Genomic DNA, 18181 nt, shown 5'->3' with positions numbered 1-18181 from the left:
TATGGTGCCTACTGAAAAGAACATGGATGAAGCAAAACAGTTTTGGGAAAACGTGCTGGGGAACGAATCATATCCAGCTACAGATATAACCATGCGAGTACACCCGTACACCTTGTCAGAAGGACAAGGGATGGTTCGAAGAACGGTGGATCAACAGACAGCCGATCTTTTGAAACAAAGATGCAAGCATAATGATTCATTAATATTTACTTATCTTCTCACCATATGGAATACGATGTTCGGCCAGTATACAAGAAGCAGACGTATCGCTGTTGGTATTCCTAATATGAAATCTAATTACAGAATCCCTCAAGTGAGCCTGACATTACCTTACTTTCAAGACTTGAAGCCCGAGGCTAGTTTAAAAGAAATGTTGATTGAGACCAAGAGTAAACTGGATACTCTGTATGCACATGCTTCATTTCTTCCATTCGTTGAAGAAAATAATCAGCCTATGGACACACTGTACAATGTAATTATCGGCTATAAGCCTCTTCATGGAAGCCACATCATGGATAGTCTCTCACGACAGTATCCGATCGTTCTTTGGATGAGTAGCGCGTTGGACGAATTGGAAATAAGCGCAGCTTATCAAGCCGATTTTAGTGAAGAGCAAGTGCGAGTGATGTTGGGTCATTATGAACAACTACTTAGTAATTCACTTAAAGGTTCATCGGACGTCAAAATAAGTGAACTGTCAATGTTATCGCAGGAAGAACATACACAAATAGCTTACGTGTTCAACGAAAGAAAAATAGTGGAGGAACCAGAATTACCGCTACATAAGTTGTTTGAGGAGTATGCTCTTAGGTTTTCTCAGCGGAGAGCCGTACAAGATTCATATGAAGCATTAACTTACGAACAGCTGTCTGAACGCTCAGATCATATCGCTTATGCTTTGCTGGCTCAAGGCTTGAGACCAGGAGAGGTAGTTGCTTGTATCTGTGAACGATCTGTTAATACCATTTCCAGTTTGTTGGGGATACTGAAAGCGGGTGGCGTCTTCTTACCCATTGACCCGTCATCTCCAGCAGGAAGAATGGAATACATGTATAGAGATAGTGAGGCTAGAATGGCACTTGTCTCGGCAACAATGGTTTCCAAAATGGAAAAATTTGAATCTGAGATCCTCGTCATAGAGGATGTAATACAGTTTGCTTATGAAAAAAATCAAGAATTCCCCTCTATTCCAATTCAGCAAGGTGCATGCATTGTATACACATCTGGAAGTACAGGAGAGCCGAAAGGCATTTTGTTCGAACATCAGATGTTACTGCATCACACTAGTGCTTTTGGTAAATATGTCGTTTCATACGAAGAACCTAAACATATTGGTTTGATTGCACCTTACTTTTTTGATGTTTTTTTGGAAGATGTATTCTATGGTTTGTTTAACGGACATACCCTCATTGTCATATCTGATGAAGCTCAACGAGACGGTAGATTATTAATGGAATACTTAGGTGATAACGAGGTTCATACATTGAATGCTACACCTACTCAGATTCGCATATTAATGTCTTCCCCCCCTCATTTATTTCAGAGGTCCCATTTAGAATTACTTTTAATTGGGGGAGAGCCCCTAAAGGAATCTTTAGTTCATGAGATTCGGGCAGTTTTTGGACAAACTGCACCAACCATTATCAATTGTTATGGACCAACAGAATGCTGCATTGATGTGACGGCTTATAACGTGGTTGAGACATCGGACTTACAGGGTGGCGCCATCCCTATAGGTAGACCTATCAAAAACGTAGGTGCATACATTCTTGGGTCGAACAATGAAATCTTGCCTGTTGGGGTGATAGGTGAACTCTGCTTTAGTGGAGACATATTGGCCAAAGGCTACATCGGAAAACCTACGGAATCTGACAGGGTCTTCATGCCTTCGCCATTTGTGTCAGGTGAAACATTGTACAAAACCGGTGATTTAGCGATGTGGCTCGCTGACGGTAACATTGTATTTATGAATCGGATGGATTCACAAGTCAAAGTCCGGGGTCATCGAGTCGAACTCAACGAAATTGAATGGGTTATTCAACAGCATAGCCAGGTTAAAGAAGCAGTGGTATTACATCAGAATGAGGAACTTTTTGCGTTCCTTGTTATGAAAGATGACTCTGCATTGATGGAGCTTGAAAAGGGAATTAAAGAAAAATTGCCATTATATATGCAACCTAAAAACTTTACCTTGTTAGAGTCTTTCCCCACAAATGCCAATGGAAAGTTGGATAAAAAGGCATTATATCCGTTGGTGAAATCAGAAGTTTCGGATAGTGGGCGTTCAGAACTCATAACAAATACCGAGAAAGTGCTTGGAACGATATGGAAGAATGTACTGGATATCGAAACCGTAGGCAGAGAGGATCACTTCTTTGAGCGGGGTGGACATTCTCTAAGTGCAGCTGTATTGAGCGGTCAAATATATAAACAATTTCAGACAAATGTATCGATTAAACAATTGTTTGCGACACCTGAGCTGTATCATTTGGCCAAGTTTATTGATGACAGCGAAAAGGAGCAGAATACCCCAATATCGCCGGCTCCTGTGGCAGCGTTCTATCCATTATCGCTGGTCCAAGAGAGACTATTCACCTTACACTCAGCCCATCCTGACAGCACGGCATACAATATGCCAGGGATCATTGAAATAAAAGGTGCTTTGGATCGTCAGCAGTTGGATATGGCCTTGGAAAGAATAATTCAGAAGAATGAAATACTCCGAACCAAGTTTGAGGTGCATGATTACGAACCTGTTCAACGTATCTTGGATATTACCAAGTTCAGTTTAGACTGGCATCAGCTTAACTATGATAAGCTTCAATCTTTCATTGATTCATTTGTGAAGCCCTTCGATTTGGCGAATGCTCCGCTATTCAAGGTAAGTGTGGTCGAGTTGGATAAAGATTGGTTCTATGTACTGTTTGACATGCACCATATTATAGCAGATGGACGAACCTTCGAGATTTTAGTTCAAGAAATATTTGATTTTTATAATGGCACAGATGTTCCAGAAAAAACGATCCAATACAAAGACTTTGCATATTGGGAGAAAGAGCATACGAATAGCTCCGAGTACGTCCATTTGAAGGATTTCTGGATGAAATACATGGGTGGAGCTCTTCCCCAATTGTCTTTACCTTATGATTATGATCGTAGCGAACATCAAACGTTCACAGGCTCCGTATGTTTCAAGGAGATCAAAGGCGAGACCGTACACATGCTTAAACAGCTTTCCAAGAAAAATGAGACCACGATGTTTATGAATATCCTTGCTGCTTACTATGTATTATTGAACAAATATTCAGGAGATCAGGAATTTATCGTAGGAACAACTTCATCTATACGCGATGATAGCAACCTGGATATGGTTATGGGACCGATGATTAATGCCATAGCTATCCGGCAAAATGTTGATCCCGAGATTGCCTTCTCGAAGTTGCTAGACCAGGTGAAGGAAAACGTAGTGAATGTATATGAGCATAAGAGCTATCCATTCCACCAACTGGTAGAGAACATTTCATTTGATCGGATGAACAATCAGAATCCTATATTTAATACCATGGTCATTATGCATCAGTTTAAGGAAGACTTTGATACCGTGGTCGAAGAGATGACGATCAAACCTGTAGCATTCGAAAATAAAATTTCAAAGATGGATCTTTCATTGGAGTTAACAGAACATCAAAATAGCATGACAATCTGCTTTGAATATAACACGCAGTTGTTTGCTCAAAGCACTATAGAAAGATTAGCCTATCATTTTGTTGAACTTTTAGATTGTATTGCGCAAAAACCTGATGAATGTATCAAAACATATAACCTTCTTTCTACAGATGAGCAAAATTGGCAAATCTACGAATTGAACCGTAACGAAGTTTCATTATCATTCGAGAAACCAATACATCATCTGATTAGAGAGCAGGCAAGGATAAATCCTGAACGAATTGCAATACGAGAAGGAAATGAAAAGTGGAATTACCGGGAGCTGATGCAGCAAGCTGATGCTTTAACCAATCAATTGGTAATGAGGGGCGCTAGTGCTGGGAAAATTGTCGGCATCATGATGGAAAGATCCTCTTCATTGATTGCAAGTATTTTGGCGGTGCTTCAAACGGGAGCAGCCTATTTACCAATAGATCCAATGTATCCTGAAGAGCGAATCAGTTACATTTTGGAAGATAGTCAATGTTTTGCATTAATTAGCGATAAACCTGTTGAGAAATTAGTAGGTGAGTGCAAATTCAACTTGGTTGTAAATTCAGAATTGGAACCTTTCGTGGAAACCCAGTGTGATGATACACACGAAATTAGCATTCTCGAACCGGCGTACATCATTTATACATCAGGTTCTACTGGACAACCCAAAGGCGTAACGATTAGCCACCGGTCATTGTTGAATTATTCTTTATGGGCTGCCAAGGTGTATGTAGGCGGAGAACAGGATATCGCCTTCCCTTTATATTCTTCCATCGCTTTTGATTTGACGATCACCTCTTTATTTACACCATTGATCACAGGAAATATCATCGTTGTATACAACGATCCACCCGAGGAGTCTCTCAAACGGATCATTCAGGATAACTTGGTCGATATTATCAAATTAACTCCGTCCCATCTGCGACTAATGAAAGAAATGGAACTTGAGGGTAATCGCATTAAACGTTTCATTGTCGGGGGAGAAGCTCTGGAAACCAAGTTAGCTCGTGATATTGAGTCGATATATGGTAAGGGTACAATTAAAATATATAACGAATATGGCCCAACTGAAACAACCGTAGGTTGCATGATCTATGAGTTGGAGCCTGATTATGATTCACCATTCGTATCTATAGGTGTGCCAGCGGACAATACAAGGGTTTATGTTTTGGATGAGTATCTCAAGCCTTGTCCTTTAAGCGTGATTGGAGAATTGTACATCTCCGGAATGGGAGTTGGGATGGGGTATATTGGACAAGAAGAGCTCACTAGAGAGCGCTTTATTCCAAATCCATTTGAGAACGGAGAATGGATGTATAGAACAGGAGATTTGGCCAGGTTAATGCCGGATGGCAAACTTGCATATGTGGGTAGGATAGATACCCAGGTCAAAGTAAGAGGATATCGTATTGAACTAGGCGAAGTGGAGCATTATTTGAATCAGAACCCAAATATTAAGGAGTCAGTAGTATTCGTTGAGAATGATTCTATTGGTGGATATGCATTAATAGCTTGTGTAGTACCGGCTAAATCGAACTCTCCCGATGGATTGAAAAACGTCGAAGAAGAGTTGCAATTGTATTTACCCCGGTACATGATACCGGACCAAATATATATTATGGATGAAATTCCGTACACTTTAAATGGAAAAGTGGATCGTAACGCTCTCGCCAAAAAACAGATTTCCACCAATCTTAAAACGAAGGAAAGCACAGATATCTCTGATACAGAACGTATGGATACGTTGACAACGGCATTATCTGAGATGTGGACTCCTTTATTAAATGTTTCGGAGATAAGCATCAATGATAATTTCTTTGATCTAGGGGGGCACTCGCTTAAAGCAATCATGCTCCTTTCCAGAATCAAAAAGAAATTCGAAGTTGAGATTAGTTTGGAATTGTTCTTTGCCAATCCAACGATTGAGATGTTATCGGAACTTGTTGTGAGCCGCCAAAAACCAGTTATCCCAGCAATTAAACCTGTCGAGAACCAAGGTCATTACCCGTTGACATCTGCACAAGTGAGATTATATTTTCTTCAACAATTCAATAATGGAACCGTTTATAACATCGTTGAAAGCTTTGTTATTGAAGGTAACTTAGAGAAGGAAAAGTTCGAGTTTGCCTTGAGAAAAATGATTGAACGACACGAAATCTTACGAACCAGTTTTCATTTTACAGAACAGGATGGTTTGGTACAAATTGTTCATGATCCAGATCGTGTTCAACCACTTTTGGAATGGTGTAACTCGGCGTTGGATATCTCTGAATATGTACAACCGTTTGATTTATCTGCTGCGCCATTATTTAGAACAAGAGTGGTCCGATTGGGAATGGAGCGCCATGAAATAAAATTTGATTTCCATCATATTATTTTTGATGGCATTTCTATGGAATATTTCATCCGTGACTTTGTGAGTTTTTACAATGCAAAACATGAACTTCCTCCACTTAGCATTCAATATCGGGATTATTCCGTATGGCAGGAAGCGTTTTTACAAACGGAAACCTATGCTCAACAGGAAAAGTATTGGTTGGAACAATTGTCTGGAGAACTGCCTGTTCTTGCTTTTCCGACAGATTTTCCAAGGCCAATGGTAAAAAGTTTCAAAGGATCAGCTTTTCGATTCGAGGCAGATTCGTCCGTATCATCCCAGTTTTCACAGTTGTGTAAACGGAACGGAATTACATTATATATGGGACTGATTAGCCTCTTTGGATCGACCCTGTACCGCTACACTCAACAAGAAGATATTTTAATAGGGACACCTCTAGCTGGAAGAAAGCAACAGGAATTGGAAGGCCTTATAGGGATGTTTGTAAATACGACAGTACTTCGTCTTGCACTTTCAGGAGAAATGACCTTTACACAACTGATAGAAGCAGTCAAGAAAAATACTGTTCAGATGTTAGAGTACCAGGATGTTCCTTTTGAACAATTGGTTGAACGTCTCCATGTGGAGAGAGATACTTCGCGTAACCCCATTTTTGATGTTATGTTTGCTTTGCAAAATTATGATGATGGGGGCCTTGCAATTCAAGACTCCATAACGATTGTACCTATAAGTTCAGAAATGGAAAGTTCAAAATTTGATTTGACACTGTTTGCTTGGGAAGAGAATGAACAGATATCGTTCTGTTTTGAATACAGTACTGATCTTTTCGAAGAACAAACGATTAAACGTCTCTCGACGCATTTTATCAATTTAATGCTCGATGTCATTGGACAGCCCAATGCGCCTATAGCACATTTAAATATGCTTGCAGATCATGAGAAGAGACATTTGAATGTGGATATTCGTTCTAGCGGGAAGGAAACCCAACCCATAACACTCTATCACTGGTTTGAACAGCAGTGTGAGCGTACGCCAGAGGCTGTTGCATTAATTCACGATGACATTCAACTTACGTATTCCGAATTACATCGGCGTACTCAGACGGTGGCCGGAGCGCTTGCTTTAAAAGGAGCTGAAGCAGGGACGATTGTGGGTGTGATGATGGAGCGTTCCCCAGAAATGATTATCTCGATTCTGGCGGTGCTTCAAACGGGAGCAGCTTACTTGCCATTAGATCCCGAATATCCCGATCAACGTCTGCAATACATGCTGGATGATAGCATGACGGATGTGTTGATGACGGATAATCAAACCAACACAAAGATGCTTGCAGATTTTCAGGGACAGCGCTTTAACGTGCAGGATATCGAATACGATTATGTATCGGAGACTATTTCTGGAAGTTATCCGGACACCGAAGCATTAGCCTATGTCATCTATACTTCTGGATCAACAGGAAATCCAAAGGGAGTCAAGGTAAGCCATGCAGCCATTTGTAATACGCTGAAATGGAGAATAAACCATTATTCGTTTGGGTTAGGTGATAATACGCTTCAAGTACCTTCTTTATCCTTTGATAGTTCTGTAGAAGATATTTTCTGTGCATTATTGTCAGGAGCAACGTTGACATTAATGTCGTCGAAGGATCGATTGGATGTTACAGCACTAACTAAAATTGCAGAGCGACATAAAATTACTCATTTTCTGATGGTCCCTAGTATGTATGCCGCTATATTGGAAACTAAGCCGGATTTCAATTATCTTAAATCGGTAACTGTAGCTGGAGAATCAGTTCATGCGCATCTCGTAAACAATCATTTTGCATTATTCCCTGACGTGAGGTTGTTTAATGAATATGGGCCAACCGAATGCAGTGTTTGTACGACAGTTCATGAATTCAAGGCAGAAGATACACAAATTCGCATTGGAAAACCTATCGATAACATGGAAGTTTATATTCTGGATAACCATGAAAGAATAGTACCCATTGGAGTACCTGGAGAACTGTATATAACAGGAAAGGGCCTTTCCAAAGGTTATTTGAATGACGATGTAAAAACGAGTCACCGTTTTGTTCATGTAACCGAATTGCCAAATCAATTATTGTATCGTTCGGGTGACCGGGGGAGATGGTTATCAGATGGTACACTGGAATATTGGGGTAGAACTGACAATCAGGTGAAAATCAGGGGATATCGGGTTGAGCTTGAAGAGATTGAACGCAGTGCAATGCAGATGGACTGTGTTACACAAGCTGCTGCAGTAATGAAGAAAACCGATGACAGCCAACGTCTTGTTCTTTATGTCATCATGGATGCGAGCCAACCAATAGAAGATTCACAATTAAAGAAAGAACTTGCTCAGAAATTACCACCATTTATGACACCCGAAGATGTGATATTCCTGAATGAATTCCCTCGAACGGCTAATGGGAAGATTGATAAGTTGGAGTTGTCCTTGCGTGAGGATCTTACGGGTTTGATTGATCGTCCAATGGAGAATGAGTCGTTGAACCAAACGGAGGCTGTTTTGTTTGATGCATGGAACATTGTATTAAAACATCATCATATAAGCAGACATGACAACTTCTTTGAGGTTGGTGGTAACTCGCTCCTGCTAATACAGTTGCATGCCAGACTAAATGAAGCATTCTCGGGATTGTTGACGATTACGGATTATTTCACTTATCCAACCATTCGAGAAATGGCTCAATATCTGGATGACACAGTTACGGGTAAGGAAGGGTCCCGAACCAATGAGGCAAGCAGAGTTACTTTGGGAAGCGACCTTGCCGCTATGGGATTATCGGATGGAGCAATGTATCGGGTGATTTTGGCTGAGGAGAAAGTAAGTATTTTGAATGAAATGGCTAAAAGCATGGCTGTGGATATTCAAGATATTACGTTTGCTATTTGGGTATATACACTGAATCAGTATGCTCAATTGGAGAATATCTCCATTGATTTAGGGGTTTCCGAAGATTCTATCGTGCATTGTGATGTTCACTTGCCTGAATTTGAAAGCTTGGAGGAATTGGTGAGCTATCTCTATGAAAAAAGATATGACCCGAAGTCAAACAAACATGACTTTGAGATGCATTATCCAGATGGAGAAGCCAGTATTTTATATACATGGAAATCGTCCAGTTCCTTGTATCAAAAATACGATATTACATTGTTAGCACAAGAAAATGAAGAAGGACTAACCATTCAATTTATCGGCAGCTCCAGAATACGTGAGCAAACAATACAAGAGATTACCGAACTCTACGTCGCTATGATATCGGCTGTTTGTGACCAGGTTTCTAACAACACAACAGTTTGAGGAGGGGTTATATTGACAATTGCAGAAGAGAACACTCGTAAATTAGTGATTACATCGACTTTTGAATCGGACCCTATTGTGCCGCATATGGAATGGTGGGCAGAAAGAATGTTACCTTTCAAACTGAACGTTACGCTCCATAAGCAGCGGATGTTACCTGATTTGTTATACCCTAGAAGTCAGTTCATGAACTCATTCGATTATCGCGTTGTTTTTAATAGATTTGAGGATTGGATTCGTGACGATGACCACATGATGGAACCACAAAAATGTGAAAAGTTAGAGTATGCCTTTAAAGAAACATTAAATGCTATTGAGAGTGCCTCCCAAAAGGAGGCGCTCATCGTAGCCATCTTCCCTATATCCACCGAAGCAGGTTTAAGTAACACGCTATTTAGCTATATTACAGAGTTGAACCAACGATGGAGAAATGCTCTAAGTGGCATTTCCGGTGTTCACCTTGTGGATTTTGAACGCAGCCAAAAATTGTATGTCATTGAGAATCCATTCGATTATGTCAAGGATAATCTGGCGCAGATGCCATTCTCCCAGTCGTTTGATGCAGTAATGGGGGCTTATCTCATAAGACAATTGCACGCTCTGAATAATCAGAAATTCAAAGTCATTGTGCTGGACTGTGATAATACCTTATGGGAAGGTATATGTGGTGAAAACCAGACAAATGTAGGAATAGATAATCCGTTCCAATCACTTCAGCAGACCATGATTTCCAAAATGGAAGAAGGTATGCTCTTGTGCATAGCCAGCAAAAATAACGAATCAGATGTGTGGAATGTGTTCGAAAACCATAAGGATATGTTACTGCAAAAAAAACATTTCGTAAGTTGGAGGATTAACTGGAAGAGCAAGGCAGAAAATATTCGCGAGATTGCCCAAGAGTTGAACCTAGGAATGGACAGCATCATTTTCATAGATGATAGTCCACATGAGTGTTTAGAAGTTATGAATCAACTGCCTGAAGTTTTGACTCTAAAACTGCCAAAAGATAAAATGCAAATCCCTGCATTTTTATCCCATGTATGGGCATTAGACAAGTTGTTAATTACAAATGAAGACCGAAAACGCACCCAAATGCAGCTGACCAATGCACAGCGGAAAACATTGGAAACAAAGTCGCCGGAAGATTATATGAATGAACTGGGTCTCCAATTGTATATGGATGTGGCCGACTCTAGTATGATTCCAAGACTGGCACAATTGACTCAACGAACCAATCAATTCAACTCAACCATTATCCGAAGGTCGGAAAAGGAAATGTATGGATTGATGCAAGATCGGAATTATGTCTGTTGGGCGATTGAAGTTACAGACCGTTTTGGATCATACGGCCTTACGGGGTTAATCATTACTAAAATGATGCAAGAAGCATTGATTATTGATACCTTTTTGCTGAGTTGCCGAGTCCTTGGAAGAGGTGTTGAGGTTGCAGTATTCTCTTTGTTGAAAAAGTTTTGCTTGGAACGGCAACTAACCAAAATTGAACTTGTATTGATTAACGGAGATAAAAATAAGGCCATCCAACAATTTATACGAGATAACGATTGGATGGAACATGAGGTAGTGCACGAAGGAGAGCGAGTGATTACGATACCTGTGTCACGTATACCCGATGAAGTAAGCCATATCGTTTGTGTATATGGACAAGGTCTGGACGACGAATACTTGGAGAATGAAGAGCCAGCAAAGGAAACTGAAAGCAAAAGCGAGTGTATCGAATCTGTGGGTGAGTGGGATATATTCATTAATAATGAGAAGGAACTAACTCATGCTGAACAATATATCCCGCTCCTACATAGTCAACCAACTGAGTTGAAATTTTTGCCTATGGAATCCAGGAGAGTAGAGCACGTTCAACAAGAGGGACTTTCTGAACTTGAAAAAATTGTGGAAAATGCCATGTACAACGTTTGGGGAGAAAACGCCGTTTCTTGGAATGACAGACTTAATCTGAATAGTGAGGAAGTTTGGCATAAGTTTGCATTCCTATCTGAAATCTATCAAAAATTCGGTGTTGTCTTGCCAGAAGAAAAATGGGAAGAGTTCATCACGCGAGGTGATATCATCGATTTCCTCAAATTGGAATTGAGAGGAATGAACCCGTATTATGCATAAAACAATGATTCTTTTTCCCGGTCAAGGAGCACAGTTTACCGGTATGGGGAGAGCCCTTTATGACCATTACCCCATTATAAAAAGGACATTTGATGAAGCAAGTGATATCCTGGATTTTTCAGTGTCTAATCTATGTTTTAGTGGAACGTCAGAACAATTAAAGAGAACAATAAATGCCCAAATTGCTATTTTTGTGTTAAGTGTCGCAGCATACCGTCAACTTCAGAACATGCATCAATTGGCTCCCGAAATTATGGGGGGCCATAGTTTAGGAGAGTATTCTGCACTTGCATCTTCTGGAGCCGCATCGTTCGAAGACTTACTTCGCGTGGTACATTATCGCGCGCAAGTCATGGAGGAAGTAGCCGACTCGGGGAACGGAGCCATGTTTGCCTTAGAGTACGAAGTAAAAGACTTGCAGCATATTGAACAGGAGTGCGCTGATTTACGTTTAAACGATATGCAGATTTGGATTGGGGCGTACAATTCGGATAATCAGATTGTGCTGACAGGTAAGAGAAGTGATCTTATGAGTGCAGAGACGAAATGGAAAGAGAGAGGTTATAAGGTAATTCCTCTTCAGGTTTCCGGTGCTTTTCACAGTCCGTTGATGCACGAGGCAGGAGAACTTCTTGGAAGGCGTTTAAGAACAGTAGAATGGAGCCCTCCACGATGCACAATTATCTCTAATGTAACGGGTCAAGCTTATACGGGCGCTGATTGTATCGTGGAAAACTTGGAAATGCAACTGACCAAACCTGTGTTATGGACAAAATCGATGGAAACGGCCATTAGGCATGGTGTTACACACCTAACGAGTATGCCGCCTAAAAATATTTTTCAGAAGATGCTTCAATATATCGAAGGTGTAAACGTACATGCACTATCGAGCGTGGATGATTTCGAAAATTATCAAAAGAATGATGAATCAGAGATTTATAATCATCTATTGTCTATTGCAGCTGGTACTCGGAATTACAATAAAGATGTAGCTGAATATGATCGGACAGTTGTGCGAGCATACAAAGAGTTAGAGGCCATAAAATACAGCTTTTCAAGTGCACCGGGAACTGCTGAAGATCGAATCCATCGAGCGGGTCTATTGTTCTTAACTATTCTTGAAAATAAGAAGATACCTTTGGAGAGTAAAACAACGATCCTCCATGCCCTCTATCGCAAATATAACTTGAGAATAGAAAGCCAGGGTTAAACATCGAGCAGAGGAGGAAGCCACGATGATCAAATTGACTGACCTTAATATAAAACCATCTAACGCCCCATTCAATGAAATGACCATTCAGAAAATGGATAATAAAGACATTGCTATTATTGGGATGGAAGGATATTTCCCAGGCGCGGATTCCTTAGATGAATTCTGGGCAAATCTTCGTGAAGGCAAAGATCTGATCGGTGAGTTGCCGGAATACAGAAAGAAAGATGTAGACGACTATTTAAAGTATAAGAACATCGAGAATCCCCAGTATGTAAAAGCTGGGTTTCTAAATCAAATTGATAAGTTCGATTATCCCTTTTTTGGACTATCGCCAGCTGAAGCAAAAGCAATGGACCCCAATCAAAGGTTGTTTCTCGAGGTAGCATGGAGAGCTATAGAAGATGCGGGGTATGGAGGAAGGAAGTTGAGAGGAAGCGAAACCGGAGTGTATCTCGGTTTTAGCGGCAACGCTGGAGGGCTATATCAAGATTTTGTGCAGGATATCGCTCCTGAATTAGAAAATGTCGCAGGTAGCCTGAATGCGATCATCGCCAGCCGAATTTCCTACGTGTTGGATTTGAAGGGACCAAGTATGGTAATTGATACCTCTTGTTCATCTTCACTAGTTGCAATTCATACTGCAGTTCGAGCGATAAGAAACGGGGATTGTACGGCCGCTATATGCGGCGGAGTGAATCTGAGTATTTTACCGACAGAAAGTCAAAGCCAGATCGGTATAGAATCCTCTACGTCCCGGGTTCGTGCTTTCGCGGAGGGGGCAGATGGAACCGTGAGTGGGGAAGGAGTAGCTGCCCTTATATTAAAGCCGTTACTTGCAGCTAAAAATGACGGTGACCATATCTATGCGATTATCAAGGGAAGCGCAATAAACCAAGATGGCAGATCCGCTGGAATAACGACGCCTAATGTAACAGCGCAGGAAGAAGTGCTGATTAAAGCGTGGAAAGATGCTCGAATCGATCCGAGTACCCTATCTTATATTGAAACTCATGGGACAGGTACAAAGATCGGAGACCCTATTGAAGTTGAAGCTTTGACAAAAGCAATGAGAAGATTCACAGATCAAAAACAATTTTGCGCCATAGGATCTTTAAAATCTAATATTGGTCATTTGGATGGAACGGCCGGAATTGCAGGAGTCATTAAAAGTGTGTTGTCTTTGAAAAGGAGAGCGATTCCTTCTTCTCTACACTTTGATTCTCCTAATGAACTGATTGATTTTATTAATTCTCCCTTCTACGTGAATCGGGATTTCTCTTTATGGGAAGCAGGTTCCGGCATCCGGCGTTGTGGAATCAGTGCCTTTGGTATGAGTGGGACGAATTGTCATCTTGTCCTTGAAGAGTATGTGGAGAACGAACAAAAGAGTGCAATTATCGAAAAAACAAGTCAAACCTCGTTTGAGTTTTTAACTATTTCTGCTCACAATTACAGTACACTAGTTGAACTGATGAACGCCTATGCTTTGTTTTTGTCTTTAAATCCAGATGTTGACTTGAAAGCGCTGTGTTATACAATTAATACGGGCAGGGGACAGTATGCGGAGCGAGTATTAATTATGTTCCATAATTATGAAGATCTTGTCCAGAGATTGGAGTCGATCCGCTTAAATCCGCAAAACAACGAGATAGAGCATGTGTACTATACTAATCCTGCGGCGGAAGCGCCGTTACTGTTTCATCCGTTAGCGTTATCTGACTCAGTAAGTACGCTCTTGCATAGCTACTTGCAAGGTGACCAGGTTCAGCTTGAAAGTCTGTATGAGAAACCGGTGCCTAAAATATCATTGCCTGTGTACCCATTTGAAAGAATTCGATGTTGGTTGGATGTAACAAACCAATCTCTTCTGAATAATTCTTCCAATGCAGGAGACGCCGATACCATTCAACAAAAGGTGATCCAAATTTGGAAAGAGGTCTTAGGATACAGCGAAATCAATGTAGACGCAAATTTTTACGATTTGGGTGGAGACTCTATATTTGCTTTGAAAATCATCAATAAATTAAGAGAACAACTTCATATAGATCTTGAAATTAGCCAATTATTAGTCAGTCCGACACTTTACGAGTTCGCAAGTTATATAGAATCACAATGGGACAAGAAACAGATGGTATCCCTCGACCATATTCATCGAACCCATAAAAAAGAAGAATTTATACCTCTTACGTATGCACAGAGAGGGATATACTACGCCCTTCAAAGAACAAAGATCAATACAAGCTACAATATGCCTGGCTCCCTGGACATTTATGGGACCTTGGATGTAGAGAGAGTGGAGCGCTCTCTTCAAGAACTGGTTCTTCGACACAGCCAACTACATGCATCGTTCCACTATATTAATGATATGGCTATGCAAAGGATCGAAAAACACGATTTGGTCATTGAATACTTACATTTGGAACCCCAATCGACCATGGAGTCATTATATAGAAATTTTGTACGTCCATTTGATATTACGAGCGATTTTTTGTTTCGGGTGGCTATAGTAAAATGTGCGGCGACACATCATTGCCTCTTTTTCGATGTACATCACCTTGTATCAGACGGTGTTTCTATGAATATTCTAATGGAGGATTTTGTTGATTTATATCATGGTCATCCGATTGAATCTAGCAGGTATACCTATGAGGATTATATAAACTGGCAGAAAGGTGAAGAAGGGAAACAGACGCTAAGGAAACAACAGCAGTTTTGGAGAGGACAATTCAAGGACGGAGTCCCTCTTCTTGATATGCCCACAGACTTTAGCCGTCCGAATGTAAGAAAGGGTACCGGGCAAGATTTACGAATGGATATACCCACCTCTTTAATTAGAAAAATTAAGGACATTGCCCATGAGGAGCAAACGACCTCGTATACTGTGTTGCTCTCAATATATGTATTGTTATTACACAAGTATGCAGGGCAAGAAGACTTGGTTGTAGGTACACCGACTTCGGGGCGATCCCGTAGTGAGTGGGATAGAATTGTTGGAATGTTCGTTAACACGCTAGCACTTCGAATGAAAATAAATAAAGAGAATACATTTAGGGTGTTTTTGCAATCTATTCGTAAAACAGTTCATGATGCACTCAATAATCAGAGTTACCCTTTTGAACTCTTGGTTGAAGAGATTGATTACTCTACTCCATTAAATCGAAACCCGCTATTCGATACGATGTTCATCATGCAAAACAATAAGTCTAGCATTGGAGATATCGAGGATTTATCTTTTATAAGCAAACCTTTTGTCAATGATACTGCTAAATTTGATTTCAAAATGGAAATCTATGAACAAGATGAGCAGATGGCGATTGTATTTGATTACAGCACAGAGTTATATCACGAAGCTACTGTGAAAGCATGGTTAGATGATTATATTTTCTTAATAAATCAAACATGCGGAAATATGGATCAACGCATTGTTGAGCTTGAGCTAACGGGAAGTGAGAAAAGTAAACAGACCATGATCAATTTTAATGACGATCTGACCTAGTGATGGGTCATAAGCATCTACATTGGATTAGAATTCACTTCTGATTGAATCGTTCTCATTGATGTGGAAGTCTCATCGAAGAAACTATGCAAGAATGTGTGGAGGGTCATATGTGCGGAATATGTGGAGTATATAACATGCGTTTTAAAGAACAAGTCATCGTTCCAGGTACGTTGGAACAAATGACGCAAGTTCTTCATCATCGGGGCCCTGACGATCATTCTAAATATATTGGGAATCGAGTTGCTTTTGGATTCACTCGCCTTAGTTTGATGGATTGGGAACATGGTCAGCAACCGTTCTCTAATGAAGACGGCACAGTTATTGCTATATGTAATGGTGAAATTTTTAACTATGAGAGCTTGAAAAGCTCCTTACAATCTGAGGGGCACGTTTTACACACAAAATGTGATATGGAAATCATTCCTCATCTATATGAAAAATATGGTATAAAGTTTATGCAATATATAAACGGGCAATTTGCTATTGCATTATATGATTCAGTTCGAGAAGAGATGTATTTGATTCGGGATCAGGCAGGAATATGCCCTGTGTTCTACACGGTGAATAACGATGACTTTATTTTTGGATCGGAGATCAAATCCATCCTCCATCATCCATCTGTGGAAAGAAAAGTAGACTTGGTTGCTTTAGATCAATTACTGACTTTTCCCAGTATTATAGCTCCCAGAACATTATTTCATGGAATTTCCAGCTTGGAAAGCGGACACTATTTACATATTACTGGTAACCGCATGGAGAAGGTTCAATATTGGGATCTCGTTTATCCCAAGTCGCACGAAATAGAAGATTCATTGTGCGAGGAGCAGGATTACATTGAAGAACTGGACCATATTTTTTCCGAGGCTGTTGGAACTCGGCTAACGGCTGACTTCCCGGTAGGACTTTATGTCAGTGGGGGGTTGGATTCTTCCATGATTGCTTTGAAAGCTTCTCAACTTTCACCATCGCCAAGGAAGTCGTTCTCCGTTACATTTGCTGATAAAAGTATGAATGAGTCTATCTATCAGAAGTTAGTTGTCGATGAGATTAAATCGGAACATTTCCAACACGAATTCGATATTCGTGATATCACTGAACATTTGAAAAGTGTGGTTTGGCATTCGGAAACAGCACTTAAGGAGAGTTATAATACAGCGTCCTATATGCTGTCCAAGCTGGTGAACCGTGAAGGTATTAAAGCGGTCTTAACCGGTGAAGGAGCAGATGAGCTTTTTGCAGGCTATGTAGGCTATCGGTTTGATCAATTTAACGCCAAAAAGGGGACTCACTCCATCGCTGAAGAGGAGGTTGCCATACGAGAAAGGTTATGGGGGGATGGCAGCTTTTTCTATGAACGGGACTATAGTCAACTGAGACAATTGAAGTTAAGGCTATATGGGGAGAAAATACTTCCTGACATTGAATCCATAGATTGTCTCCGGTATCCTGTAATCTCTAAAGAGAAGATTGCGGATATCCACTTGCTGCATAAACGTTCCTACATTGATTTCAAGTTGAGACTACCGGAACATCTATTGGCAGGTCATGGCGATCGCATGGCATATGCGCATTCGGTTGAAGCGCGTTACCCTTTTCTGGATTATAAGTTGATGGAATTTGTCTCCCGAAAATTGCCACCCCACTTAAAGCTTAAAGGGTTTAATGAAAAATATATTCTCAAAGAAATAGCACGAAGTATGGTTCCTAACGAGATTATCAAACGGCCGAAATTCGCTTTTGTCGCTCCCGGAAGTCCCGACTTAATTAGAGAGGCAGACGAGTATTTGATTAACCTCCTCTCTAAAGAGCGATTAAAGAAGCAAGGCTACTTCAATCCAGATTTTGTGCATGAATTGGTGGAGCAGTATAGTCGTAATGATTTCAAATTAAACCTCCCTTACGAAAGTGACATACTTATCATTATAATTACTTTTTGTGTATTTTTAGATGTGTTTGATATGCCTGATTTATAAAA

The 18181-nt window shown here is 40.5% G+C and carries 5 protein-coding genes; all 5 read left to right on the top strand.

Going from position 1 to position 18181, the window contains the following annotated elements:
- The first annotated feature begins 22 nt into the window (after window positions 1–22).
- On the top strand, window positions 23–9361 hold the full coding sequence (locus MHI52_RS23195; protein WP_405157707.1) for an amino acid adenylation domain-containing protein: 9339 nt from the start codon (window positions 23–25) through the stop codon (window positions 9359–9361).
- Between the two features lie 12 nt (window positions 9362–9373).
- Window positions 9374–11494, top strand: coding sequence for an HAD-IIIC family phosphatase (locus MHI52_RS23190; protein WP_339283879.1), 2121 nt, complete (start codon window positions 9374–9376; stop codon window positions 11492–11494).
- Entirely contained in the window at window positions 11487–12704 is a 1218-nt protein-coding gene (locus tag MHI52_RS23185) for an ACP S-malonyltransferase (protein ID WP_339283877.1), read from the top strand. Before MHI52_RS23190 ends, MHI52_RS23185 begins: the two co-directional genes overlap by 8 nt.
- 25 nt (window positions 12705–12729) lie before the next feature.
- Entirely contained in the window at window positions 12730–16203 is a 3474-nt protein-coding gene (locus tag MHI52_RS23180; protein WP_339283875.1) for a condensation domain-containing protein, read from the top strand.
- A gap of 86 nt (window positions 16204–16289) precedes the next feature.
- Window positions 16290–18179: an asparagine synthase (glutamine-hydrolyzing) gene (gene asnB, locus MHI52_RS23175; RefSeq protein WP_339283874.1), complete on the top strand. Its 1890-nt coding sequence runs from the start codon at window positions 16290–16292 to the stop codon at window positions 18177–18179.
- Window positions 18180–18181 lie beyond the last annotated feature (2 nt).

The organism is Paenibacillus sp. FSL H8-0283 (assembly GCF_045040675.1).
GTDB classification, from domain to species: Bacteria; Bacillota; Bacilli; order Paenibacillales; family Paenibacillaceae; genus Paenibacillus; species Paenibacillus amylolyticus.
This window is presented reverse-complemented; position numbering and strand designations above follow the sequence as displayed.